This window comes from Pedobacter sp. R-06 (assembly GCF_049913135.1).
Taxonomy (GTDB): domain Bacteria; phylum Bacteroidota; class Bacteroidia; order Sphingobacteriales; family Sphingobacteriaceae; genus Pedobacter.
Genome location: NZ_CP183977.1, coordinates 2,866,535 through 2,892,122, shown reverse-complemented (window position 1 = coordinate 2,892,122; position 25,588 = coordinate 2,866,535). Strand labels below are relative to the sequence as shown.

Sequence of the window (25,588 nt, the reverse complement as noted above, 5' to 3'; positions counted from 1 at the left end):
ATTAGCGCTGTTTAATGTTTTTTAGTGTCGTTAAGTGTCGATAAGCGACATCATTTCACCCATGATTTTTTTGGGAAAAATTTCAGTCGCTCGAGCAACAAATAAGCAACAAGAATGCGAAAAATAGTGGTAAACCTCCAAGGAATTCATGGATAAATATTAACATAACTTATTTATTATGCATGCTGTTTTCTCTTTTTTGTCAATTACTAATTAAGTTTAGCATTAACAGTTTTTAGTTTTTCTAAAGTTTGGAATGTTTTACTTACAGAATCTTTTGTATACAATTTACTGTTAAATTTAGGTCCGGCCTCAGCAAAATATCCTTGTAAAGTTTTAGAAATTTTTTCTTTATTGGATGGTGAATACTCAAGCGTTCTAAAGTTATAATAGTACAGAATCTTAACTAAAATTGAATATCTAAGTACAGGTATTTTTATATCTGAAATACTTTGTTTGATATATTCATGATTTTTCAATAAATCGATATCAGCTAAAGTATAAAGCAGTATGAATTTTTTAAATTGACTTTCTTCTTTGCCATTTTTTAGTTTTTGCAACTTATCTTTAATTATCCCCTGCAAATTATTTGCACCAATCATGTCAGAAATTCTACTCTGAACAATAATTGGGAGCATTTGACGCATCAATTTCACTAAGGCTGCCATTTTATTTTTTTCTTCATTTAATCCTGAATTATCACTATTAAATGATTGAAAAAGTTTATATCCCCAACTTACTGTAGTATTAATGATATAGTCGAAAATTTCATTAATGAGATCTGTACTTGTTATATCATCTGCATTTTTAAAAACCCTTCCTAATATGTAGAGAGAATTCTCTAAGGAAACAATATTATTTTGGTCAATAGGTAAAAAACGTTTTAATCTGACTTCGCAATTATCTTGAATGCTAATGGTTGAAATACTTTCCTCAACCTCTTCAATATCATCTAGCTGTTCATTAGACATAACACTCCTAATCAAATCTGTATGGTTTTTTTCAAGATGTAATGCTATTTCTCCAGTATCTAGCTGTTTCAGTGCGTTGTCGATATTTTCAGTTAAATATGCTTGATTTATATCCGAAAATATTTCTTTTGTTTTATTGAAAATCTTCAATACAAAATCTTCATCGCCACGATTTGAACCAGCGTACATTTCTAGTTCGTTTTTGAAGCTTAAGTAAACATTATTGTCATTAATAACAATTTCTCGAAATTCCTTATCCAATTTTAAGTAATGAGCTAAGAAATATTCAAACACACCGTTCAGTCTAAAAGCATATCTTCTGTTTTCAACTTCTTTTATAATACCCTTGTCAGTTATATATGACCAAATTGTTGCTGAATCAGTATCATTACGTGGGTTTGAAGCTAAGTATTTCGCAGTAAATTCTAAAATATCATCACTTGTTGCTGAATATGCATTTTCGTTATTATCAAGTAAAAATTTTGAAAGATGTGCTAAATATTGTTTGTACTTCTCGAAGCTGAAACTTCCTTTGTTTTTAATTAGTTTCTCTCTCTCAAGTATTGATTCAATATATAAGTCTACCAAATCAACATCGTTTGTAATATCTTTTCTAGAATCTTTAAAAACCCATAAAAATAATGAAACACTCCAAAAATTAAATGGTATAGCCAACATACCAAAAATATGATTTATTCTATTTATTACTTCAACCTTACTGATTTCTGAACTGCCATAAAATTTATCAGCTAATTCTCTTAACTGCTTGGGTTTAAGACTATGAAAATAAAGAGTTTTAACACTATATGTATTAATTTTTAGTTCTTGGTATTTAGATCCAGAATTCTGATCAGTACAAATTATAATTTGAGCTAAGCTGAACGATTTTACTATTCCTTCTAACCATTTAATGTTGTCATCATCCCTAAAATCCATATTATCAATAAGTAGCATAACTGTCTCATTCTCCATAATATCTTTAACCGCCGCCTTGTTAACTTGAAAATATGAAGCTAAATCCTTTACAAACTTCCCTTCCAAATGCTCTTCTTTCTCAATTTTTTTAAAATCCAAATAAATAGGAATTCTCTCGTAGTGATTATAATCCTCTAAGCAAATTAGCTGTATTTTTTTTAACAAAGAGGTTTTACCACATTTGTCATTTCCCATTATTAAAAAGTTAACATTAGACTTAATTATTTGTTCAACATCAACTATTTTAACTGAGTTTTGTTTTTTAACCTCTTCTGCACTCTTTGAACTGATTACAGGACTAGTCCACAAATCAATAAAGCCTTTATTATCTTTATCTTTCTTTCCTTTAAGAAAAAGATCGTCAGCATTTTCCAATTCTTCATTATATAAAGCCCTTAATCTTTGTCTGAATTTATTTTGTTTTGCTTTTTCAGAATCAATTGGAATCTGAAGTTCTAGAGGGTTTGTATCATAAAATACTTCATCTTGAGTGTCATATTTATAACAAGTGGCATTAACTTTAAAAGATTCTAGATCTATATTTACTACTGTGAAGCCAATTTTAGATCCATCATTATCTGCGAGTGCTGCAGCTGATGCAAGTTTTAAGATCCCATCTTTAGAAGTATACGATACTGAAGTATTGTTTTTATGTAAATGTCCAGAGAAAGACACATTGAAATTATTATGAATTAAATCTTCAATAGCATACTGGTTATATGACTTAAATTGAGATATTGGATGATGATGTAAAAGAATCTTAATATCACATTTGTTAATCAACTTTAAGCTTTCTTGAAGGTAACTAATAGGTACAATTAAATTACCCTCATCCGATTCGCCTATGGCTCTCCATGCCGTATTTAAGCATATAACTCCAACGCTTTTACCTAAATGTGTTCTTATGTGACTTGAATAACCGAAGCTTATAGTATCAAATCTATTGGTGGTAGTGAAATACTGTCTCGCGAAATGTTCATAATTTTGCAGTGGAAATAAACTAGATTGGTAATCAATATCTTTTTTCTTGACGAATACTTCCAATTCTTCATTTGTTTTTAAATTATCAATTCTTGAGACTATTGCTGGGCTAACTTTGGTTCTGTCGACATCATGATTCCCAGGGCAGATGAAAAATTTATCTTTCGGAATATTTAAGGTTGATAATAATTTATTGATGAGAACTTCAGCTGCATTTGTGAAATCGTTTGATTTAGTGCCTGAAAAAACTAAGTCCCCTGTAAAAAAAATGTAATCAATTAATAGATTTTGTTTTTTTATATGTTTTACAATATTCTCAACAATCGCATCTTGTTTAAATTCGTTATGTAATGATGTTTTAAAATGGAAGTCCGTTAAGTGTAGAATATTCATAGCGTTATTTTTTTTCAATATCAAAAGAATAGATCGCTTATACAATGAAAGTTACTAACAAATACCTGAATTAAATTTTCAATACACTATTCTACTAATCGAAATTTATTTATTGAATTTACAAATCAAGTCAGAAGTTAATTGATTGTAAAATGATTTCTCCCACAATTGACGATCTAAATCTCTTAGAGAAGTAGTGTGAACTTCTAAGTTTCTAACCGATTCAACAAACTCAAATTATTAATTGAGAATTTTTTTAAGCCTTTAATGTCGTCAATGCCTTTATACAAACTTGGCGTATTACAAACTTTATAATCACATACTGTAAAGTTGTTTGGATATAGTAAAGACAATATTGCAGAAGCCATTGGTAATCGAAATTCATATTGAGAAATTAAAATTTCTAATTTCCCTATATTACTTTCAGTTAGATAAATTGCTTTTGTTAATTCAGATACACATTCTTCGAGATTAGGATACTTAATATACAAGCTATATGTAAATAAAAGAAAATATAAGAAACATGAATTACTTTCCGATACAAAACTTCGTGAATATATTCTCCAACAGATCATCGGTAGTCACCGTACCTGTAATTTCGCCAAGATAATGCAGTGCCTGTTTAATATCCATGGCTAAAAAATCTGATGTAACCGGATTATCTACATTGGCCAAAACCCTTTGCAGCGCATGTTCGGTTTGTTTTAAAGCTTCTACATGGCGGATATTCGTCACCAGGGTTTCGCTGGTATTAATATGATGCAAATTAACCTGCTCCAGTAAGGTGGTTTTTAATTCATCGATACCCTGTTTCTCTTTAGCAGAAATAAAAACAACATCTAAAGCTTCGAAAGCCTTACGCTGCGCATCAGCCATGAGGTCGGCTTTATTGACTAAAATTAAATAGGGGATGGCCAATTGCGCCAAACCCCGAATCTGCTCTTCAATTTCTGAAATGCTTTGAGCAGCATCGGCCATATAAATGATCAGTTTGGCCTGTTTCATTTTTTCCAGGGTACGTTCTACGCCTAAAGCTTCGATAATATCGGCTGTATCGCGGATTCCGGCCGTATCGATAAAACGGAAAACAATGCCACCAATGGTCAGTTCATCTTCAATGGTATCGCGTGTGGTTCCGGCAATATCCGAAACAATAGCACGTTCTTCGTTCAGGAGGGCATTTAATAGGGTAGATTTACCTACATTAGGTTTACCTGCTATAACAATTGGAACCCCGTTTTTAATCACATTTCCCATTTCGAAAGAGGAGATCAAGCGTTGCAGAACGTAATTGATCTTATTTACCAGGCTTTTCAACTGCTCACGGTTGGCAAACTCTACATCCTCTTCTGCAAAATCGAGTTCGAGCTCAATCATCGAAGCGAAATGGATCAATTGTTCTCGTAAATCCTTTAATTCGTTGGCAAAACCGCCGCGCATCTGTTGCATGGCTACATCATGCGAAGCCTTTGAATTTGAGGCAATTAAATCGGCTACTGCTTCTGCCTGACTTAGATCGAAAGCACCGTTTAAAAAGGCACGCAAGGTAAATTCGCCAGGTTTGGCAGCACGGGCACCTTTGCTGATTAACAGGTTAATAATCTGTTGGATAATGTAGTTAGAACCATGACAGGAAATTTCTACCACGTTTTCTTTGGTATACGATTTTGGGGCAACAAATAAACCCGCCACCACTTCATCAACAATATGATCGCCATCTTTAACCAAGCCAAAATGTAAAGTATGTGAAGCCTGCTTTTCTAAATCTTTTCCTGCAAATACGGAATTGGTAAGGGAGATAGCCTCCGGACCAGATAAACGGATCACGCCAATGGCGCCGGAACCTGAGGGAGTAGATAAAGCAATAATGGTATCTTGATTGTTCATGTGCGGTATTAAAGCTGCAAAAATAAGGCTAATCTGTGGGTATATCGTGTAAGGGAAGTAAATTTTTTTAAGCATTGGTTAACGGTTAATAGTTAAATAGATTAACTGACGCCAAATGCTCAACTCCAAATCAACTATCTGCCCTTCGACTCCGCTCAGAATAATATATAGAGGAGGGAAAATTGGTTAATTGGCTACCAACTTCAAGGGTCCAATTTAAAACTGGTTTAATCGGTTAATTTTTGAAATTGGTTAATCAATGCCAGGCCAAAACTCCCAGCTAACTTTCGTAACTTAAAACATTTAGATAACAATTGTGTTATAAACCTCAAATCAGAATAAGCTTTTTATGACGAACAATTTACCCGTGACCGTTAAACGATCGATAGAATTATTGGGTCTGATGGCCATTGTTGCCGTTATGGTAATCGGAAGAGACATTATCATGCCGATGTTGATGGCCTTTTTTATCAGCATTATGTTACTACCGGTGTATCGCTTTTTAAAAAGAAAAAAAATACCAGAATCCTTGTCCATTATTCTATCCATTCTATTGGTAGCGCTCTTTGTGGCCTTGATTGTGTGGTTTTTTTCGAACCAGATCGGCATTTTGGTTAAGGATTTTCCGCAGATAAAAGCAAACGTAACACAGCATATCAATTCATTAAGCGATTGGATCAGCCGTATTACCCATTACAACGATAAACAGCAAAAAGCCTTCATACAAACTAAAAGCGACGATCTGATGAACATGGGCACCTCGCTTGCAGGTGGTGCTGCCGTTACATTAAGTGGCATTTTTGTATTTATCGGTTTGTTGCCCATTTATATTTACCTGATGCTTTTTTATAAAGACATTTTATTGCGCTTTATCTTCATGTGGTTTAAAACAGATGATCATCCAAAAGTGAAAGAAGCTATTTATGAAACCGAATCGATCATTAAAAGCTACTTAATTGGACTGTTGATCCAGATTACCTATATGACCATTTTATTAGGCGGAATATTGATGTTAATCGGTATAAAACACGCTTTATTAATCGGGGTAATCTTTGCCATTTTAAACCTGATCCCTTACGTGGGTGCTTTAATCGGTAACTTGATAGGGGTACTGCTTACGCTTACTTCATCGCAAGAATTATGGCCGGTAATTACCGTTTTAGGCGTAATTGCATTTGTTCAATTTTTAGATAACAACATACTTATGCCACGTATTGTGGGCTCTAAGGTAAAAATCAATGCCTTGTTTGCCATCCTTGGGGTATTTATCGGTGGCAGTATAGCAGGGGTTTCAGGGATGTTCCTCGCGCTGCCTATTGTGGCTGTGCTCAAAATTGTATTCGATCGTACAGAGTCATTCAAACAATGGGGTGTATTACTTGGAGATGAGCGCCCGGCCAAAAGCCCGATGACTTTTCCCAACTTTAGGAAGAAAAAACCAGTGGCTACTAAAACTGGAATAGAAAAGGGATAAGCTTGTGCGGTAATCAGTATAATCTGCGGGAGTCAGTTGGTGCACAGTTTCCCGCAGATTAAGAAGACAACGCAAGCGATATTAATCTCTCTTGTTCATAAAAAAAATAAGCTAATTTAACCACCAAATTTACGCACCCTATAAATCAGTGATAACATAAAATACCGTCCTAAGCGGTTAACCTGCTTATCCACAATTACGTTATCGAACACATCTCTCGATATTCCGGAGTTCTGATCAAAAAGATCGAATCCTTCGACACGGATAGCGGCCATATCGTTCTTCATAAACTTATATTCCATTGATAAACGAAGCAGCGTTGGATTACGCACGGCACCATTATCAAAACCTGAGTTAATCTGTTTGGTGAAATCGTAGCCCAGTGTAAGATCTTTAAAGAAATAATTACGGCCTTCTATACCACACTCAAAACGGTTAGACTGGCGGTCGGTAAACGTATCATTCGAATACTTGGTCAGGTTTTGCGAATAAGAGGTTTCTACCTCAAAGTTGACAATATCTTTCAGGTCTACCCTAAATTCGAGTTCCTGGCGCCAGGCCATGTTACGTGCTTCTATTCTGCTATGATCTGTAAAAGTAATGTTGTTGTTCAACTGCCCTGAACCAGAATAACCTATGGTAAACTTTCGCTCTGGCGAGAGCGGTTTACTAATGTCGTAATCGCCTTGTAAAGTATAGTACCCGTCTGTGTTGATATAACTGGTGAGCTGATTAACAGTATTTGGTACGCGCTCTTTAGTAGTTACAATCCTATCGTTAGTGCGTTCGTACTTAAAATTGGCCATAATCACTTTTCCGGCGCTCCAATCGGCTTGTTTGTAATGGGCATTGATACTGTGGATAAATTCGGGCTTTAAATTCGGGTTCCCTGTAACCACGTTCTGGAGGTTAGAATTGTCGGATATGGGTTGCAATTGTAAGAATCCGGGTTGGTTATTTCTTCCCCAATAATTTACATCCAGCGATTGCTGATTAGAAAATTTATACGAAAACCGACCGGAAGGGATGAGGTTAAAAGTACGGTTAACGGTTTCAACATTATTACTTAAATTCTGTCCCTGAAGTAAGGCCGGCTGTGCGTTGATGCCCAGTGTATAGTTTAGCTTTTCGCCGATATACCGGTAATTCAGTCCCACCTTATTGGTGATGAACTGGTAATCGTAAATGTTACTCAATTTTGGGTTAAACACTTCATTGCCTTCAACTACATTATAAGTATCTCTTAAATTATTTGTTGATGACCGGTTCCAGCTGTAATTTACTTCTAAAAAGGTTTTTTTCCAAAGTGGCTCCATGTACGACGCACCAATGTTAAGCCCTAAATTCTGACTGTTTTGATTGTTTAGCAGGTTTTGTACCGAATCGACTCCTTTACCCTCGAAATTGAAATACTTGTTATACACATTACCAAAATTTTCGCCATTGGTATAATTAATATTACCCCAGGAACTCAGGTTTCGGCCTTTCTTCGGAAATTTATGGTTGTAAAATATACTCGTACGGGCACTCAGGTTATTCGAATTAGTGAAATTATTGCTTTCTCTTCGGGTAGATAAGGTATCCTGAGTAATAAGTGAGCTACCCGTATTATTGCCGCTATTGGTATTGTAAGAAAAGTTTGGAGAAATCTTAAGGTAATTCATGGTATCTATTTTATACTCCAAATTACCGCCAAACCAATGGCTATAGTTATTGCTCTTACTGTTGTTGCGGGCATCTTCAAGTCTGCTCAGCGGATTTTGCCCTACATCTTGTAATACACTTTGTGTATAGGTAGAACTGATGGTGTTGTTTTTATTGTTGTTAAAATTATATCCGGCATCTGCAGAGAGTTTGCTGTTAAACTCATTTTTATAGTTAAGTCCCGCGACGTTTCTGGTGGTAATGCCATCGCCGCCACCACCACGCATATTGGCATTGGCCGAAGTGGCATCGAACGAAATCTGCTGTTCACCCCTCATGCTATTTCCCCGTATATTGGTATTATAGCGATCGGCATTGCCCAAACCTGCAGAGGCCCTGGCAAAATAACCTTTCTTTTTATCTTCTTCAATGGTCAGGTTCAGCACCTTTTCCGGCTCACCTGTTTTAATACCTGTAAGTTTGGCCTGATCGCCATAATCGTCGATAAACTGAAGGTTTTTGATAATATCGGCAGGAAGATTTTTAATGGCTGTGGCTACATCTGTTCCGAAGAAATCTTTACCGTTAACACGTATTTTGGTTACAGGCGAACCCTGACTGGTTACATTCCCATCTTTGTCTACCTTAATACCGGGTAGTTTTTTCAGCACTTCATCAACCGCATCGCCATCTCTAACGGGAAAGGCCTTGGCGCTAAAACTCACGGTATCTTCGGTTACTTTAACAGGAGGAACACCCGATATCACTACGCCCTCCAAGGTGTTGGCTGATGGTTTAAGCCTGATATCGGTGATGCTTAAAATATTACCCTTTTCGATCTGATAGTGTTTAACAAAGGTATCGAAGCCGATAAAAGCTGCTGATAGGGTAAACTGTTTAGATTTAATTTTATCCAATGCAAATGTACCATCAGGATTGGCAGAGGTGCCTATACTGTCGGTACCAAATTTAATCCTAACTACCGCACCAGGTAGTGGTAGGCCTGCAGTATCTAACACGATACCCTTTACGGCATAATTTTGTGCCTTACTGTTTGTAAAAAAACCTGCAAAGAGCAGGAGTAGAAAAATCGTTTTAGTTAGCGCCCTCATCAATTTATTTGTGTGTGGCATAAAAGTACGGAGCAGAGGGCTAACCCCGTTCAGCGTAATCAACATGTTACTGATTTTGGCTATTTTAGCTGTAAATGAGATGTTTCCTTTGCTTTCTTTAGCCGGTATATCAGGCTAAATAAAAAGCCTTCTCGCGTCCGCTAGCTATCGGATGACGATAATTGGAGGTGATTTCTATTAATGACAGATTTCTAAAAATTGGGCGTCATTTCGACTGGAACGTAGTGGAATGGAAATCTTTGAACGATGTTAAAAGATCTCACTTCGGTCGAGACAATAGTTGATGGTGATTTATCCCTCAGCATGACAGTGCCTTTGGTTTTGCATTTATAAAGATTTGGAAATGAACGGACAATGATCCTTGGAGGCCTGCTGTCCCGCTCTTTGCTCCAAGTCCTCACCCTCAGGCTTCGGGTCTGCGGGCTTTACACGCCGATCGGGTTTAGGAACAATGGTTTGTATCGTAAAGCTAAAAATAAATAAAAAACTAGACTCGATTTGCAATTACAAAACGGCTAAACCAGTTCACAAATCCGGCCCAACAAAAACCAGGAAAGTTAATCTGCGGTGATCTGCAAAATCAGTGGTAAATATTTGGGTAAGGGGCCATGGCGGAAAAAAATCAGTTATATACGTGATTCATATTGATTTTTGAGAAATCAATTGTCCTTCAGTATTACATTCCTGCCAAGAGTTTTAAACCTAACGGCGTTGTCTTGCTCAACTGTAATGGTAATGTGCCCTGTTTTACTCGTGTTAATATCGCTTACCTTGCCAGACTTACCGATGTGTGTTCCTTTAACCACAACACAGTAGTCGCCATCTTTTAAATTTGTTGTTTCCATTTTATTTACAAGCTTAAGTGTGTTTCTGAACTGCGTAATTTTATTTCGGCATTGGGTTGGCTTCGCTTACTTTCTGTGTTAAAATTATAAAATTTTAACGGGATGTCGCTCATCTTAAAATGAAGATGATGAAACGATGTAAAATGCTGGTTATTTTGCCTGATCTGCACGTAAATTCTGTTATCTTGTGAAACGCTCGCTTTAATGAATCAAAAACCTTTGTTTTCGATGAAAATAGCACCTTTTCTATACTAATGCCAGATATATCATGATCAAAAGATTAATACCATTATTGTTATTATTGGTTTCTTTCGCCAGCTTTTCGCAGGAAACTACCAAAACCTATCTTTCCGGAACAGATAAAGATCATACCAAGCAATGGGATTTTTATTGTACTGCCGGTCGTAAAAGCGGCATATGGACTAAAATACCTGTACCATCTAACTGGGAATTACAGGGCTTTGGAAGTTACAACTACGGGCACGATAAAGTTAAAGCCAGCGAACAGGGTATTTATCGTTATGAATTTCTGATGGGTAAAATAACAGGAAAAAAAGTATTCCTGGTTTTTGAAGGTGCTATGACCGATACTAAGGTTAGTATTAACGGAAAGCTGGCCGGAGACCTGCACCAGGGCGGATTTTATCGGTTTAAATATGATATTACCACACTGTTAAAACCAGGGCAGAAAAACCTGCTGGAAGTTACGGTTGATAAAGTATCGGCAAATGCATCGATTAATAAAGCCGAAAGAACGAGCGATTTTTGGATTTTTGGTGGCATCTTCCGTCCGGTTTACCTGGAAACTTTACCAGACAAATTTATAGAAAGAGTTGCAATTAATGCCAAGGCCGATGGAACCTTTCAGCTTGATGTTTATGGTCAGAATTTGGCTGCAGATGATATTCTTGAAGCCCAGGTGAAAAAACTAACTGGCGAAAATGTGGGAAAAGCATTTGCCATAAAAGCGAATTTAGGGAATGGTATGCAGACCCTGAAGGCTACATTCTCAAACCCTTTATTATGGAGCAGTGAATTCCCCAATTTATATCAGGTGGTGGTGCGGATCAAAAATAAACAGAAAATTATTCATCAGGTGAAACAAAAGTTCGGTTTTCGTACGCTCGAGCTGCGTAAGGGCGATGGTTTTTATGTTAATGGTTCGAAAATGATTTTAAAAGGGGTTAACCGCCACAGCTTTTGGCCCGAAAGCGGACGCACATTAAGCCGCGAGGTACATTTAATGGATGTGAGGTTAATGAAAGAAATGAATATGAACGCCGTTCGCATGTCGCATTATCCACCCGATGCAGAATTTTTGGATATCTGCGACTCCTTAGGACTGTATGTGATTAATGAATTAACGGGCTGGCAGGCAAAATACGATAACACAGTTGGGCACAGACTCGTAAAAGAGCTTGTAATCAGAGATGTAAACCATCCATCTATTATTTTTTGGGCCAATGGTAACGAAGGAGGTTTTAATACCGATCTAGACAATGATTATGCCTTATACGATCCGCAGAAACGTACCGTAATTCACCCATGGGAGAAGTTTAACGGAACCGATACCAAACATTATCCAGATTACAATTATATGGTTAAGGCTGCTACTTCAGGACAGGAGGTTTTCTTCCCGACTGAATTTATGCACGCGCTTTATGACGGTGGTGCCGGTGCGGCTTTAGATGATTTCTGGAATCAAATGCTCATTCACCCGCATGGTGCCGGTGGTTTTATTTGGGCTTTAGTGGATGAAAACGTAATCCGTACAGATAAAAACGGTATTTATGATGGTGATGGAAACCATGCTCCTGATGGAATTGTTGGCCCACATCGCGAAAAGGAAGCCAGTTTTTATACCATAAAAGAGATATGGTCTCCGGTTTTTGTCGATCTGACAAAAATTGACAATGATTTTAATGGTAAAATCGCGATCGAGAACCGTTTCAATTTTACCGATTTTGATCAATGCACTTTTAAATGGAAATTGCTTAGTTTTCCATCGGCTAACACAGCAGGCACCAAAGCTATTGTAAATGCCAGCGGAGTAACAGCTTCTAAGCTTAAACCTGGCGCGAAAGGTATGCTTAATCTGGCTTTGCCAAAATCGTGGACACAAAGTGATGCCTTATATTTAACCGCCTATGGAGCTGATGAGAAGGAAATATCTACCTGGAGCTGGCCGATAAAAGCTGCCCGTTTGATTGCAGAGCAGCAAGAAACTACGCTATCTAATTCAGAAGTAAAAGCCGAAGAAACTAACCAGTCGCTCCTGATTAAACAGGGCGGTATTAGCTACTATTTTGAAAAGACAACGGGTTATCTGGAGAAAGTGCTTAAGGGAAATGCCATTATTTCTTTGTCAAAAGGTCCGGTGTTGGCTGGTGTAAATACTGAACTGAAAAATTTTAGTCATAAAGCAGAAGGAGCAAAGTATGTCGTTGAGTCTGATTATCAGGGTGCTGGTAATTTGCATGCGAAGTGGACATTTGAAACCGGAAAGCTGGTAAAACTCGAATATCAATTTAACCAGCAAGGCGATGCTGATTTTATGGGTATTACCTTTAATTATCCAGAGGATAAAATTACCGGAATGAAATACCTTGGCCGTGGCCCGTACCGGGTTTGGAAAAACAGGTTAAAAGGGCAGCAGTTTGGAGTTTGGCATAAGGATTATAATAATTCGATTACTGGCGAAACCTGGGGCTATCCCGAGTTTAAAGGCTATCATGCCGAAGTGAACTGGGTAACTGTAGAAAATAAAGAAGCCCCATTTACGGTTTATATACCCGATCAGGATACTTATCTGCAAATGTTCAGGCCTGCACGTGAAGCTGCGGCATTAAGCAACAACAATGTAGAGCCCGCCTTCCCAGAAGGGAGTATCGGTTTCTTAAAGGGGATAAGTGCCATCGGGACCAAGTTTCAGTCGGCTTTATTATTAGGGCCCCAAAGCCAGAAAAACAAAACAGACGGAAAAACTTTTAAGGGGACGCTACTATTCGATTTTGGAAAATAAGTGTTTTAATCACTAGGTTAAAACAGCACAGCAAAATCCTATTTAATCCGTAGTTTTAACGATATGAAGATTGTATTTTTTTCTGCGAAGCCTTACGACCGTGAATTTTTTGAAAGCTGTAATAAACATTATGATTTTGAATTAGAATTTTGGGAAACTCATTTGGGGCCTCATATTGCCGATGCGATAAAAGCAGATACTGATGCTGTTTGTGTATTTGTGAACGATAAACTAACGGCTGATGTTATAGCTATACTGGCGCAAAAAGGGGTGAAAATTATTGCTTTGCGTTGTGCAGGCTTTAACAATGTAGATCTGAGCGCGGCCAAACAATACGGCATTCGCGTTTGCCGCGTTCCGGCTTATTCGCCACAGGCAGTTGCAGAACATGCTGTGGCCATGCTGCTCACGTTAAACCGTAAAACCCATAAGGCCTATAACCGCGTACGCGAACAGAATTTTTCGCTTTCAGGTTTAATGGGTTTCAATCTTTTTGGCAAAACAGTAGGGGTAATCGGCACAGGAAAAATTGGCGCTGTTTTCTGTAAAATTATGCTTGGTTTTGGCTGTACTGTACTGGCTTCAGATCCTTTTTTGAATAAATCATTACAAAATGCGGGAGTAAAATATTTGCCTTTTCATGAAGTAATAAAAGAAGCCGATATTATTTCGCTGCATTGCCCGCTTACACCGGAAAACCATTATTTGATTGGATCGAATAGCTTATCGACGATGAAAAAAGGTGTTACGCTAATCAATACAAGCAGGGGCGGATTGATTAATACACGTGAAGTGATTGAAGCACTAAAAACCGGCCAGCTTGCGGCGCTGGGAATTGATGTATACGAGCAGGAAGAACAACTCTTTTTTAAAGATCTTTCCGGAAGTATTATTGGTGATGATGATATTCAGCGATTAATCAGTTTTCCGAATGTTTTGGTTACCGGGCATCAGGCTTTTTTTACGCAAGAGGCCTTAGCAGAAATTGCAGCGTCTACTTTAAAAACGGTTAAGATATTATTGGAAAATAATGCTGAAGAGGAAGTTTCAGAAGCAATATTGGTTTAATAAGGCAGCAGTTTGATACCAGGAAATAAAATTGAACGCATGGAGCTTTAGTGAAGGTTGCCACAAAATCTCCATGCGCGTTGTATTGTTGTTCTAGTAATAAGAAGTATTGAGGTTGCTGTTCTGCTTTTCTGCGGCCTCGATAGGGGCATAATTAGAAAGAATAAGTGCCTCGCCCTTTTTAACGCATACATCATGCTCAAAATGTACAGATGGACTTCCATCAGCAGTTCTGATCGTCCAGCCGTCTTCATCTAGAAAAACATCCTTTTTGCCCATATTTATCATAGGTTCTATGGCAAGTACCAGGTTTTCTCTTAAGAGTAAACCGTTGCCTTTCCGACCATAATTCGGCACCTGTGGATCTTCATGCATATCTTTACCCAAGCCATGGCCTACCAGATCCCTTACTACGCCGTAACCCTGCTTTTCGTTATGGCTTTGGATAGCTGCACCAATATCGCCAATGCGTTTGCCCACAACAGCTTCTTTAATTCCAAGAAAAAGTGATTCTTTGGTTGTTTTTACCAGGTTTAGTACCGCTTGCGATACTTCGCCGATGATAAAGGTATAAGCATGATCGCCGTGAAAACCGTTTTTTATGGTACCCACATCTACAGAGATAATATCGCCATCTTTCAGCTCATCTTTAGTAGGAAAGCCATGTACAACCACATCATTTACCGAGGTAATAATATGAAAGGGAAAGCCGTTATAGTTATAAAAGGAAGGTACGGCGCCATTATCAAGTATAAATTCATTGGCTATCTTATCAATCTCGAGGGTTGTAACGCCTGGTTTTAATATTTTAGCTACTTCTGCAAGGGTATCGCTCACGAGTAGGGCACTGATCTGCATCAGTTCTACTTCTTCGTTGGTTTTATATAAAATCATTGCCGCAAATTTAGCAAAAGAAGCGGAAAGGAAAAAAGACAAAGAATGGAATGATAGAAGGACTGAATATTCGTTGCTAAATTAAGAACACAACCGGTAATCGGGTATTAAAACTTTATTTCTGATTCTACTCAGGGTTTCTAAACGCATGCCAAGGTAGCTGGCCAGATAACGTTGTGGTATTCTGTTGATATCCAGGTCGCTTTCCTGGAGTTTACGGTACCTGCTCATTGCTTTGGGTATCCTGGCCAGGATTGATCTTTCTGATGCGGCATAATAATGAAGCGCCAACAGCTTTCTGCCGATTAGGTTGGCCTCCGGATAGTTTGTGTACATCGAATCGATCAGGGTATAAGGAATGCAGATGAGTTGACATTCTTCCAGGGCCTGAAGGTACTCTATTGAATGACCGGACTGCTGTTCAGGGTTACGTATGGCGCCTATTAATTCATTTCCGAAGCTAAACCAAGTGCTGATGTCTTTTTTACCATCGCGTATAAAGCCACGAACGAGTCCGTGTACCAAAAAATATAGCGAAGCATTACTGTCTATCGGTGAAAGGATGTGTTTATTCTTCTTAACATGGATAAGCTTACAAGATTTTTCATATTCGGCCTTGAAAGCTTCGGATAAAGGATGGAATTGCCCAATATAATCGAAAAGCGGACGTAAAAACGATGTTGAATAAGGCATACCTAAGGCTGTTTAGATTTTTGAGAAAAGATTAAAGCATACTCATTTGAAATACCATAATCATATGATGGTCAGGAACCAAAGGTATCCGGTATTTCAATATTTAGGGAAATACAGCGTAGTTACGGCCTCTAACGATACGATCGTTAGAGTAAAAAAAGGGGAATAACAGGTTAGCGGCTTAATTCCTGTGCAAAATAGGTGGTTGGCATTAAGCCTGTTTCTTTTTTAAAGGCATTGTAAAACGTAGCCAGGCTTTTAAAACCAGCTTCAGAAGCAATGGCTTCGATGGTTATTTTATCTGATTTGAGGGGATACTGTTTTAAAAAATGATCAACCCGGTAGCTGTTTATCCAGTCGCGGAAATTTTTTCCGATGTGTTTGTTAATTACGAAAGAGCAGTGGTGGATCGGGAGATTAAGTTTTGCCGCCAGATCGATAATCTGAAAATCGTGCACCAGGTAAAGTTGTTCCGCCTCCATTATTTCTTTCATGGCAAGGGTATAGTCAGACAGTTGTGCATCTAAAAGATTAATTTTTTTGACAGCGGTTAGCGTACGTTTTGGATTTTCTTCTGATAAAGGAACTAATGAGGATTCAGCTTCAGTTTTTTTGGTTGCAGGTTTTTTAGTCCAATCAACAGCCACCAGCAAGTAGCCATAAAAAATATAAGGTTTATGAAGCGCATATAATAAAATGATTAATAGGGCCAAACAATTGAGCACAATAAAAGAGGTGTTGACATATGGGATGTGCAAACTTCTTAAAATAATGGGCACCAAACTAAACAATTGGAAAAAGGTCGCAATCCGGAGAAAAAAGATGATCCACTCTCTGCCTTCACCTTCGAGTATCTGTTGTGGTTTGTTTTTTAAACGGAGCACTGCAATCCAGGTGAGGCACAGATAACCAAATACCAGTATTGGCCTAAATAAGTAATGGAAATATGGGGGAAACAGGCCGCTTTTTGTTTTTAGTGAGAAGTAACCGTTTTCAGCTAATTGGCTTCCTATCAGATCCCAATTGAGTGCTGTAGAGAAATGCCAGGGGATAACATGGATTATGGCTAACAAAGCTGGTACAAAATGAAGCCATTCTATTTTTTGTAAACTTTTACGGTCTTGAAGAAAGCCTGTAATGTAGAGGTAAAAGCAGGCTGGAGCAGCATAATAAAACGGCGTAAAGGTTTGATGAAAAAATGCCAAAGCATTAGGTTGGCCTGATTTAAAGAGCAGTGAAGTTAAGATCTGCCCAAACCTGGCAAAGAATATAACCGAAAGCAGGATGTTAAGCAGTTTATTCCCTTTTTTTGCAAAAAAAAGATGCATAGAGAATAAAAGTAAAAAAAGACAACTAGTACTAACGAGCAGGTTTAAAGATTGCATATTTCCAACCAAGATAAAACATAATTGTTAAACTAAATTCCCCTAATTGTAAAATATTTTAGTATTAAATACATTATGTTCAAAATACTGAAAATGAGGTGGTTTTGGTTTAAAAATAGGCCGGTTTAGCCACTATTGTCCTTATGTTTTATAGGCTTCTTATGCCATCTGCAATAATGATTTGGCATAAACGTTTGTTTAATTTATAAAAAGCAATAGTTTTGCGGCCCGTTTATTGTTAGCGGAAAGGAATATATTTAATTAATGGATGTTTATCATCCCTATAAAAGAAAAATTATGGACAAATTTAAAAAAGTGCAAGATCTAATCTCTTCTGTTGAAGCAGACGTAACTAAGTTTTATGATGGTGGTAATGCTGCAGCAGGTACACGTGTACGTAAAGCAATGCAAGACCTAAAAGTTTTAGCCCAAGAAATTAGAGCTGAAGTAACTGATAAAAAAAATAGCGCTAAATAATTTGTTTTCGCTTTTAAAAAGAAAGCCCGCGTTTTACGCGGGCTTTCTTTTTATGTGCTAGTCTAAGTCTTTGCCCTTTATCTCTAAAAGTTATTTATTCCGTTTACTGGTAATAAGTTTATTGGTGAAGAAATCACGGAAATCGTTGTAATAAAGGTCGCCAACAGTAAAGCTGGTGTGGTTCGAGAGCGTTACTCTTGTTCCCTCTACATGTAAAATATGATTGATGGAAATAATATAACCCCTATGCAGCTGGATGAAGCCCTTTTTAAGGTTCAGTTGTTCTTTAACATCTTTCAAACTTAAATAAGCAATAATTATTTTCTCTTTTGTATGTATTTTGATATAGTTGTGAAAACTTTCAAAAGCAATTATATCAGCATAATGTACTAAAACCGCTTTGTGATCTTCTGATTTATTTTTGACCAAAAAATAAGTTTCCTGCCCTATATTTTCTATTTCTTCCTCAAAAACACGGTTTACCGTTAGGGCAAATTTAGCATAGCCGTAAGGTTTAAGTAAATATGCATCTGCTTCTGCTTCGAATGCTTCAAAGGCATATTCCTCATGAGAGGTAGTAAATATCAGTTTCCTGGTTTTGGAGCGGATCGCTTTAGAAAGTTCGATGCCCGAAATCTGTGGCATTTGAATGTCCATAAATATCACATCTACCTGGTCAATCTTTTTAAGTTCGTTCAGGGCCACCATTGGATCGGTGTAACTCGCAAGAAGCTTCATGTTGGGGGTATCCGCAATATATTTTTCAAGCCCCGAAATCGAGTTTTGCTGGTCATCAATGGCTATACACTTAATCATTTGTTAATCTTCTTTGTATACATAACGAAATTACACCTTTTCATACCGAAAATAGAACGCTTTATCCTGTTTCGGCGTAAATTTTCTTTCTGTTGGCTAATTTAAGATAAAAAAAGTGCTATATGATGTATACAGGAGTGATTAAATGGTATAATCCGATACGAGGTTTCGGATTTATTGCACCCGATGATGGAAAGGAAATGGTTTATGCAGATAACCAGAAATTGATAGGGATTTACCGTCGTTCTTTAGTGGTAGGAACCAAAGTTCGCTTTGATTTAGAACAAGGGCAGGTGGGATGCCAGGCTACTAATATTGTAGTGCTGAATATAGGCTTTGACTAACATTTGTACCTATCCATAACGAAAACAGACCGATCTGTGTAACCTAGTGCTGAGGATAAGGACAGAATACGATCTTAGCCTGCGATTAGTGAAAATTTTAGTTTAGACGGCGTTTGTTTGGGAGCAATAAACATTAAAATTTTTTATTTGACATCTACCTATTAACTTTCATATCTGGATTATCTCTCTTTCCTATCTAAATTAGCGCTCTTTTTTAGATAGGATTTATTTTTTTTCGGATAAGGTTTTTGCTTAAATTCGTAATACTCTTTAGGGTACGGGTATGCTTAAAGCAATTGTTTATGAATTTCAAAACCTTGGTTCTTTTGTTGAGTACAGTTTCTACTGCACTTATTGGTGGTCTTTTTTATGCGTACTCCTGTTCGGTTATTCCGGGCCTGGCGCGTCTTTCCGATGCTTCCTTTTTACAAGCAATGCAATCAATAAACCGCGCTATTTTAAATCCGTTATTTTTTATTTCTTTTATGGGTACGTTGGTTATATTACCCATAAGTGTTTGGTTTTTCAGAGAACAAACTATGGTGTTTTACCTGCTTTTGGCGGCAACCTTATTATACTTTGCAGGTGTTTTTCTGGTTACCATAATTGGAAATGTACCGCTCAATAACCTATTGGATGGGGTGGATCTTGATAAACTTGGTACAACAGAACTAACTGCATTGCGCGAAAAATTTGAGCCAGGCTGGAATTTATTCCACCGGATCAGAACCATCGCCTCATTTATTTGTATTATACTGGTAGCGTATGCAGCAATATTGAGTCGTAGTGTTTAAAGATCGTATATCAATTTTATAGCTTTTGAAACAGATATCGCATCCGTATTTATTCGTATGCATCTGTGGTTAAAAACGCTTAATCTACCTGTTGGCATTTCATCAATCGAAACGCAATAATCATCATCTGTATCTGTTTTGGTTTTTTTTAACGACAAAGGCTTTAGAAATTGCGCTGTTTCTCTTTTTAGACCATAAAATACGACGATTTGTGTAAAAATTTACAAATATCAGGAGATAAGTAAGATAAGCCCCGGTACAAGTCAATGAAATCGATTGTATTTATATTATCTTTGTATTATCTCTATGCGTATTTACAGTTCATATTCTGATAGCGAATTAGCATTCTTATTAACTCAAGGTGATGAGCTGGCCTTTACCGAAATTTACAACCGCTTTTATGGCTTACTTTTTATCCATGCCAGTAAACGCTTAAATGACGATGAAGAAGCTAAGGATGTATTACACCAGTTGTTCGAATCGCTTTGGGTTAAACGCTTACAGGTAGCACCCGATGGTAACTTATCAGCCTATTTATATACAGCCGTTCGAAATAGAGTTTTAGATGTATTTGCACACCAAAAGGTAGAAAGTAAATATGTAGATTCTTTGCAGCATTATATAGATCAAGAACAGGTGTCGACTGATTATATGGTGCGTGAAAAGCAGATGGCGTTGTTAATAGAGCAAGAAATTGATGCATTACCACCAAAAATGCGCGAAATATTCGTTTTAAGCCGCAAAGAAAACAAATCGCATAAAGAAATTGCGCTCGAATTAGGGCTTTCCGAGTTAACGGTTAAAACGCAGGTTAAAAAAGCGCTCCGAATTCTTAAATCGAGGTTGGGGGTAGTTATTTATGTGGCTTTTCTTTTGAAAACCTATAAGTAATTTGTCGTGACGGGCTTAAATACAGTCTTTTCTCTCTAAATTGAGCGGTATTGAAGATATTTTTAAAAAAAAAATAATTTTCGATACCCCCAAGGCTATAGCTTCACCGTATATATAATAATCAACCAAACTAGATTTCTTTTTAATGGAGAAAAATGCAAAAAAGCTTTTAGATAAATACTGCGCAGGCCATTGTACGCCAGAAGAAATTGCTATTGTAGAAGCATGGTACCTTCAGTTGCCTTTCGAAAAAGAGGCTCCTGATCATTTGCTTATCGAAACCAGCAAAAAAGAAGTCTGGAGCAGGTTAAGCCCAGTCAAAAGAGCTGTAAAATTGGTCACGGTTAAACGCGTTGCGATAGCTGCGAGTATTATCTTATGCTGTAGCGTAGGACTCTATTTTATGGTAGGTCGTAATACTTTGCCATTAACAGCTAAAACAGAATTAAAAAATATTCTACCAGGGGGACATAAAGCAATACTAACGCTGGCCGATGGAACGGTGGTAAATCTCGATGATGCTAAAAACGGTCAGATTGCAAACCAAAACGGCATTGTAATCCGTAAGGCTAAAAACGGTCAGCTCGAATATATCATTAAAGAAATCCCGAATGCTTCACTTACAGGTTCAAATACGATCGCTACGCCACGGGGAGGGCAATACCAGGTAAGCCTGCCTGATGGAACAAAAGTTTGGCTTAATGCTGCTACAACCTTAAAGTACCCTTACGCCTTTGCTAAAAACGAAAGGGTAGTAGAATTAAATGGAGAAGCCTACTTTGAAGTTTCGAAAGACCATACGCGCCCTTTTAGGGTAAAAACAGATGCGCAAATGGTAGAAGTTTTGGGTACTCATTTTAATATTAATGCCTATAATGATGAAGCGGCTGTTAAAACCACGCTTTTAGAAGGTGCCGTAAAAGTGAGCAATGCTGCTGGTAGTGTAAACCTGCACCCGGGAGAACAATCGAAGCTAAATGTAAACACGGCAAAATTAATTGTTGATCAGGAAATTGATGTTGATAAAGAGATGGCCTGGAAGAATAATATTTTCTCTTTCGATAATGATGATCTCCAGACCATTATGCGGCAAATTTCGCGCTGGTATGATGTGGATGTAGTTTATCAGGGCAAAATTTCAACAGAAAAATACGTAGGCGAAATTCCGAGAAATAGCAACCTGGCAGAGGTATTTAAAATATTAGAACTTAACCACGTTCATATTGATGCAAAAGGCAAGGTGCTTACCGTAACTAGAAATTAAACAAGAATGGCTTTTCTTTAAACAGCCGAACAATCAACCAACCAATTCACGAACTAACTAAACTTTATGATGAAAAAACTACCAGAAATTTAGCATCCTACCTTTAAAAAAAACCGAAAGCGCGATAACGCTTCCGGTAGAAATTTGGACAAGCAGCTTGCTTCGAAACCCAGCTGCTATTTTTTAACCTCATTCATTACAAAGGTATGAAATTAACTACCCTTTACAACCCCGTGTGCGACATGCGGAGGGTAAAGATTAAATTTTTATTGGTCATGAAATTGACTACGATTTTACTACTGGTTGGTGCCTTACATGTATCGGCAGCCACCTTTTCGCAAACGGTAACGCTCTCTCGAAGAAAAACTTCGCTTAAACAGCTTTTTAAGGAGATCAAAAAGCAAACAGGCTATTTTTTCTTTTATAAAGGTCAGTTGTTGCAGGATAAACCTGAAATAACTATAGAACTAATGAATACTTTTTTAACTGATGCGTTGAATACTGCGTTAAAAGATCAGAACCTCAGTTTTAACATTGTTAACAAAACGGTTGTAATTAGCGGTAAACCGGATTTACCGGCACCAACGACAAGTATTAACGCCAAAGTGGAAATAAAAGGTGTTGTGGCTGATAAAGCTACAGGAGAAACCATTCCAGGGGTAAATATCTCAGTTAAAAACGGCGCGAGTGTAGGCATTACCAACGAAAAAGGCGAATTCAAAGTCAATGTTGATGACGGAAGCATTTTAGTTTTTAGTTATGTGGGATACGACTTGTTCGAAATTAAGGTTACAGGTACTAAAACGTTAAACGTTAAGCTCACCCCCAAGATGACCCAAATGAACGATGTAGTAGTTACAGGTTATCAAACGATTAAAAAAGATAACTATACCGGTAATGCAATTACGATATCCGGCGATCAGCTGAGAAGGGTAAATCCACAGAATTTGCTTCAAAGTATCGGTACGTTCGATCCTTCCTTTAAACTGATAGATAATAATCTTGCCGGCTCCAATCCCAACCGAATTCCTTCTATCAATGTTAGAGGAGCTTCAGCGCTGCCAAGCGGTGATGGGCAGGTGTTGAGAAGGGATGATATTCAGGGCAGAGCGAATACGCCTGTTTTTATGCTTGACGGTTATGAAGTGAGCGTGGAGAAAGTATTTGATCTGGATGTGAATAGAATCGCATCGGTAACCTCATTAAAAGATGCGGCTGCAACGGCAATTTATGGTTCGCGCGCGGCCAATGGTGTAATTGTGATTACAACTAAAACACCCTTAGAGGGCAAATTAAGGATAGAATACAATTATGAATTGAATCTTACTGCTGCAGATTTAACTGATTACCAGGTGTTAAATGCAGCTGAAAAACTAGATTATGAAGTGTTGGCAGGCTTATACAATTCCTCGAAACAACAGGTGTCTCAAGATCAGCTCGATGAAATCTATTACCATAAAAAAGCCAATGTTGTGGGTGGTGTTAACAGTTATTGGCTATCGCAACCCCTGCGTAATACCTTTGGGCATAAGCATGCTGTAAATTTAGATGGAGGTTCACAAGCATTTCGTTATAATGTAAATCTTCGTTACCAAACCAGACCAGGAGCAATGAAAGGGTCGGAAAGGGACCAATATTCAGGAGGAATGAGTTTTCAGTATAATGTAAAGAAAATTCAGTTCAGAAATGAATTGTCCATAACACAAATGGGCGCCACCGAATCTCCATATGGCGATTTTTCTAATTATGTCCGCATGAATCCTTATTACCCATTGCAAGATGCTAATGGCATGACAATGAGGATTTCTGATGTATATGAAAAACAAGATCGATCGAAAGAATATGTTTTTAATCCGCTGTTTGACGCCGGCTTAAGCAGTTTCAATAAATCGAAATACACCGAAATTATTGATAACCTTTCTGCTGATGTAGAGGTGGCGAATAACCTTCGGTTAAGGGCACAAATGAGTTTAACCAGCAAATCGAATTCTGATGACGTATTCACTTCTCCGCTGGCAAATAAGTATTACCTGTATACAACAGATAAAATAGATGAAAAGGGAGAATACACGAATAGGGAAATGAAAGAAACCTATTGGGATAGTAACATCAGGTTAACTTGGCTAAAGCAGATTGGTGGCAGTTATTTTAACGCTTTAGTGGGGGTAAATGCCCGTACAGAACTGCGCGATCAAAAAGAATTTACCGCTATCGGATTTGCTAATGATCGTTTTACGAGCATAGGATTTGCCAAGGGTTATGCTGAAGATGGAAAACCGCAAAGCAGGCTCGAAAAAGCACGACTTTTTGGTTCTTTCTTTACGATGAACTACTCCTATAAAAACCGCTACCTTATGGATGGAACCGTGCGTATTGATGGATCTTCAAAATTCGGCGTAAACAATAAACTGGCTCCTTTTTGGTCGTTCGGATTAGGATGGAATGTACACCAGGAGGAATTTCTGCAGGGTAATCCTGTAATTAGCCAACTTAGAATAAAAGCCTCAACGGGTCTCACCGGTTCGGTAGAATTCGATCCTTACCTATCAAAAACCATTTATAAATATAATACAGGAAACTGGTATTCATCGGGTATTGGTGCCAATGTAAACAGTTATGGGAATGAAAATTTGGGGTGGCAAAAAACGAGGATGACGGATATTGGTATCGATATCGGGTTGTTTAAAGATCGTGTAATGATTACGCCCAGGGTATATAAGAAGTTTACCAAAGATATTTTGGCTGATATTACATTACCGCCATCAACAGGATTTCTGTCTTATAAGGAAAACCTTGGTGACATGGAGAACAAAGGCGCTGAGCTGGGGCTAACCATAGATGCAGTAAGAAGCAAAGACTGGTCGGTAAACCTGAATGCAAGCATGGTTTCCAATAAAAACAAAGTGGTGAGAATCTCCAATGCTTTAAAAAAATACAATGACAGGGCAGACGAACTGCAGTCGGTAAAACCAGGAGATGGTGGTTACAGGGGCATTCCCTTACTTAGGTTTAGCGAAGGGCAACCTTTCAATGCCATTTATGGTGTACGTTCATTAGGCATCGATCCTGAAAACGGACGTGAATTATACCTCAAAAAGGACGGTACACTTACATACGACTACGATAAGAGAGATTATGTGGTAATTGGCGATCCTAATCCTAAAGTGAGCGGCTACTTTGGTGGAACGGTTAACTATAAAAGATTTAGCTTGTACGTACAGTTTCAAACTTTTTTTGGAGGCGACAAATATAACCTGACACTGGTAGAGCGTGTTGAAAATGCTGATCCAAGATATAACGTTGATAAGCGTGTATTCGAAGAAAAGTGGAAACAGTCTGGCGACCTCTCTTTCTATAAAAATATAGCAGATAATGGCGAGACGGATGTAAGTTCGAGATTTATACAGCCAGATAATCTGATCAACCTTCAATCGGTAAACCTTTCTTATGATATGAATAAAAAAATCGCATCTAAATTATCGATGTCGAGCCTCATGTTTCAGATTACGGCCAATGATGTAGTGCGTTGGTCATCAGTAAAAGAAGAAAGAGGCATTAATTATCCGTTTACCAGGAGTTTAACCTTTTCTGTTAGAGCAGCTTTTTAAGCTATTAATGAACAGATTTAAAATATAAA

Annotated in this window: 17 protein-coding genes; 9 read left to right on the top strand and 8 right to left on the bottom strand. The window is 37.7% G+C overall.

Annotated elements, in window-relative coordinates:
- Positions 1-209: 209 nt before the first annotated feature.
- Entirely contained in the window at positions 210-3,320 is a 3,111-nt protein-coding gene (locus tag ACN9MR_RS11800) for a metallophosphoesterase (RefSeq protein ID WP_426329882.1), read from the bottom strand.
- 528 nt (positions 3,321-3,848) lie between these two features.
- Complete coding sequence (mnmE, locus tag ACN9MR_RS11795) at positions 3,849-5,207, bottom strand: tRNA uridine-5-carboxymethylaminomethyl(34) synthesis GTPase MnmE (RefSeq protein ID WP_426330225.1); 1,359 nt, start codon at positions 5,205-5,207, stop codon at positions 3,849-3,851.
- A 349-nt stretch (positions 5,208-5,556) separates the two neighbouring features.
- On the opposite strand from mnmE, the gene ACN9MR_RS11790 reads away from it, so the two are divergent.
- Positions 5,557-6,681, top strand: coding sequence for an AI-2E family transporter (locus tag ACN9MR_RS11790; protein ID WP_426329881.1), 1,125 nt, complete (start codon positions 5,557-5,559; stop codon positions 6,679-6,681).
- Between the two features lie 116 nt (positions 6,682-6,797).
- Here ACN9MR_RS11790 and ACN9MR_RS11785 read toward each other — a convergent pair whose 3' ends face one another.
- Together ACN9MR_RS11785 and ACN9MR_RS11780 are read right to left on the bottom strand one after the other, a co-directional pair.
- On the bottom strand, positions 6,798-9,503 hold the full coding sequence (locus tag ACN9MR_RS11785) for an outer membrane beta-barrel protein (protein ID WP_426329880.1): 2,706 nt from the start codon (positions 9,501-9,503) through the stop codon (positions 6,798-6,800).
- Between the two features lie 614 nt (positions 9,504-10,117).
- Positions 10,118-10,303, bottom strand: a complete 186-nt coding sequence (locus ACN9MR_RS11780; RefSeq protein ID WP_426329879.1) for a KOW motif-containing protein — start codon at positions 10,301-10,303, stop codon at positions 10,118-10,120.
- 268 nt (positions 10,304-10,571) lie between these two features.
- On the opposite strand from ACN9MR_RS11780, the gene ACN9MR_RS11775 reads away from it, so the two are divergent.
- Positions 10,572-13,325, top strand: coding sequence for a glycoside hydrolase family 2 protein (locus ACN9MR_RS11775; protein WP_426329878.1), 2,754 nt, complete (start codon positions 10,572-10,574; stop codon positions 13,323-13,325).
- 63 nt (positions 13,326-13,388) lie between these two features.
- Positions 13,389-14,393, top strand: coding sequence for a 2-hydroxyacid dehydrogenase (locus ACN9MR_RS11770; RefSeq protein ID WP_426329877.1), 1,005 nt, complete (start codon positions 13,389-13,391; stop codon positions 14,391-14,393).
- 93 nt (positions 14,394-14,486) lie between these two features.
- On the opposite strand, the gene map is transcribed toward ACN9MR_RS11770, so the two are convergent.
- From map to ACN9MR_RS11755, 3 genes are all read right to left on the bottom strand, one after another.
- Positions 14,487-15,287, bottom strand: coding sequence for a type I methionyl aminopeptidase (map, locus tag ACN9MR_RS11765; protein WP_426329876.1), 801 nt, complete (start codon positions 15,285-15,287; stop codon positions 14,487-14,489).
- Positions 15,288-15,368: 81 nt separating this feature from the next.
- Positions 15,369-15,980 carry a Crp/Fnr family transcriptional regulator gene (locus ACN9MR_RS11760; RefSeq protein ID WP_426329875.1) on the bottom strand — a complete coding sequence of 204 codons (612 nt, stop codon included), beginning with the start codon at positions 15,978-15,980 and terminating at the stop codon, positions 15,369-15,371.
- 173 nt (positions 15,981-16,153) lie between these two features.
- Entirely contained in the window at positions 16,154-17,308 is a 1,155-nt protein-coding gene (locus ACN9MR_RS11755; RefSeq protein ID WP_426329874.1) for a helix-turn-helix domain-containing protein, read from the bottom strand.
- A gap of 354 nt (positions 17,309-17,662) precedes the next feature.
- On the opposite strand from ACN9MR_RS11755, the gene ACN9MR_RS11750 reads away from it, so the two are divergent.
- Positions 17,663-17,842, top strand: a complete 180-nt coding sequence (locus tag ACN9MR_RS11750; protein WP_057933955.1) for a histone H1 — start codon at positions 17,663-17,665, stop codon at positions 17,840-17,842.
- Positions 17,843-17,932: 90 nt separating this feature from the next.
- On the opposite strand, the gene ACN9MR_RS11745 is transcribed toward ACN9MR_RS11750, so the two are convergent.
- Positions 17,933-18,658: a LytR/AlgR family response regulator transcription factor gene (locus ACN9MR_RS11745; protein ID WP_426329873.1), complete on the bottom strand. Its 726-nt coding sequence runs from the start codon at positions 18,656-18,658 to the stop codon at positions 17,933-17,935.
- A 122-nt stretch (positions 18,659-18,780) separates the two neighbouring features.
- Between ACN9MR_RS11745 and ACN9MR_RS11740 the strand changes: the two genes are divergently transcribed.
- The 5 genes from ACN9MR_RS11740 to ACN9MR_RS11720 all read left to right on the top strand — a co-directional run bounded on the left by ACN9MR_RS11740 (position 18,781) and on the right by ACN9MR_RS11720 (position 25,559).
- The gene (locus ACN9MR_RS11740; RefSeq protein ID WP_426329872.1) at positions 18,781-19,002 is read left to right on the top strand and encodes a cold-shock protein; all 222 of its coding nucleotides are present in this window, start codon (positions 18,781-18,783) and stop codon (positions 19,000-19,002) included.
- A gap of 302 nt (positions 19,003-19,304) precedes the next feature.
- A complete protein-coding gene (locus ACN9MR_RS11735) occupies positions 19,305-19,796 on the top strand; it encodes a DUF1772 domain-containing protein (RefSeq protein WP_426329871.1) in 492 nt (163 codons plus the stop codon).
- Between the two features lie 306 nt (positions 19,797-20,102).
- Positions 20,103-20,687, top strand: a complete 585-nt coding sequence (locus ACN9MR_RS11730) for an RNA polymerase sigma factor (protein ID WP_426329870.1) — start codon at positions 20,103-20,105, stop codon at positions 20,685-20,687.
- 145 nt (positions 20,688-20,832) lie between these two features.
- The gene (locus ACN9MR_RS11725; protein WP_426329869.1) at positions 20,833-21,951 is read left to right on the top strand and encodes a FecR family protein; all 1,119 of its coding nucleotides are present in this window, start codon (positions 20,833-20,835) and stop codon (positions 21,949-21,951) included.
- A gap of 275 nt (positions 21,952-22,226) precedes the next feature.
- Positions 22,227-25,559, top strand: a complete 3,333-nt coding sequence (locus tag ACN9MR_RS11720; protein WP_426329868.1) for a SusC/RagA family TonB-linked outer membrane protein — start codon at positions 22,227-22,229, stop codon at positions 25,557-25,559.
- Positions 25,560-25,588 lie beyond the last annotated feature (29 nt).